Below are 1,556 nucleotides of genomic sequence, written 5' to 3'. Positions count from 1 at the left end.
GCGCGAACACCTCGGCCTTGCGGTGCGGCGGCGCGAGCGCGTCCAGCGCCAGCGAGTAGAACGTGCCCAGCAGCGGCAGGAAGAACCCCAGCACCGCCGCGCCCGCCAGGGTCACCGCGAGGTTCCCGCCCGCCAGCGTCGCGCAGGCCCCCGCCGTGCTGGCGGCCAGGTAGCCCGCGACCGCGGCGACGCCGGGGACGCGGTTGCGCACGCTCACCCTGATCCCGCCCAGGACCGAGCCCGCGCACAGCACCGAGGCGAACAGGAACGCCCACCCCGGACCGAGGTCGAAGGCGAGCGCGAACGACACCGCGCCGACCTCCACCGCCGCCACCGCGCCGCTGCCCGCCGCCGCGCAGCACAACCACACCAGCGCCTCGCGCGGCAGCCCGCCGCCGACCGGGGCCGCGTCCGGGGCCGCGCGCACGTCCGGGACGCGGGGCGTGAGCACGGCCGGGCCCAGCCCGAGCACGGTGATCACCGCCATCGCCCACACCGGCGACGCCGAGCCGATCAGCGACGCGAGCACGGGGGAGAGCGCGAAGGTGACCTCGTTCAGCGTGGCGGCCACGCCCAGCGCCCTGGGCAGCCCGCCGGGGGAGACCAGGTGGTTCAGCAGGAGCCGCTGGTAGCCGTGCGCCGTCCCGCTGACCGCGCCCGCCACGACGACGGCGGCGACCAGCGCGGCGAACGGGGCGCCCACCGCGCCCAGGCCCGTGGCGGCGGCGAAGGCGGCGGTGCGGACGGCGACCAGGGCGCGCAGGTAGCGCACCGGGGAGAACCGCGCGCCCAACCGGGAGAGGGGGACCGAGCCGAGCACCTGGGCCGTGGTCGTGGCGAAGACGAGCGCGGCCCCGGACTCGGCCGTGCCGGTGAGCGGCAGCGCCAGCAGGCCGAAGGCGATCGGGGCGGCGGCCTGGGGAACGCCGGAGGTCGCGGAGCCGAGCTGCCACCGTACGATGTCCCGCCTCGGCGGCGACGTGCGCGCTGGTGGGGGGATCGACTGCGTGGCGGTCATGCGGGGGCCTCTTGCCTTCACGTGCGCGTGCGGTGGGGTGGTCGGCGTGGGGTCGACCGGGAATGGTGAGCACTATAGTGCTCATTTGGGGAGCGGGGTGCGCGTGGTCGACCAGATCCGGCCGGAGGTCGTCGTCCTCCTGGGCGACCGCATCCGCGCGCTGCGCAAGGCCGCCGGGCTGAGCGTGGTGCGCCTCGCCGAGCTGAGCGGCGTCAGCAGGCGGATGCTCACCCAGATCGAGCTGGGGCAGGCGAACCCGAGCCTGTCCACGGTGGACCGCGTGGCGTCCGCGCTGGGCACGACGTTCTCCGCGCTGGCGGGCGTGCTGGGCGACCCGCTGCCCGAGGGCGTCGAGGTGTGGTCCACGCCGGGCGGGAGCTGGGCGTACCTGGTGAACGCGGTGGAGACGGCGGAGGCGTCGATCGAGCTGTGGAAGTGGCGGCTGCTCGGCGACGACCGGTACGGCGGCGTGGGCGGGACGCCGGGGACGCCGGACTCGATGGCGCACGTGCTGCGGGGCGAGCTGGTGGTCCGGCGG

The 1,556-nt window shown here is 76.6% G+C and carries 2 protein-coding genes; one reads left to right on the top strand and one right to left on the bottom strand.

The features are described from left to right. Positions 1-1,018 (bottom strand): MFS transporter (locus tag ACTUAL_RS02900; RefSeq protein WP_440899171.1); only part of this gene is annotated, 1,018 nt, incomplete at its 3' end. Between the two features lie 97 nt (positions 1,019-1,115). Between ACTUAL_RS02900 and ACTUAL_RS02895 the strand changes: the two genes are divergently transcribed. After that, positions 1,116-1,556, top strand: a 441-nt coding sequence (locus ACTUAL_RS02895; RefSeq protein WP_440899170.1) for a helix-turn-helix domain-containing protein, incomplete at its 3' end; no start/stop codon positions are given.

Source organism: Actinosynnema sp. (genome assembly GCF_052038725.1).
This window is presented reverse-complemented; position numbering and strand designations above follow the sequence as displayed.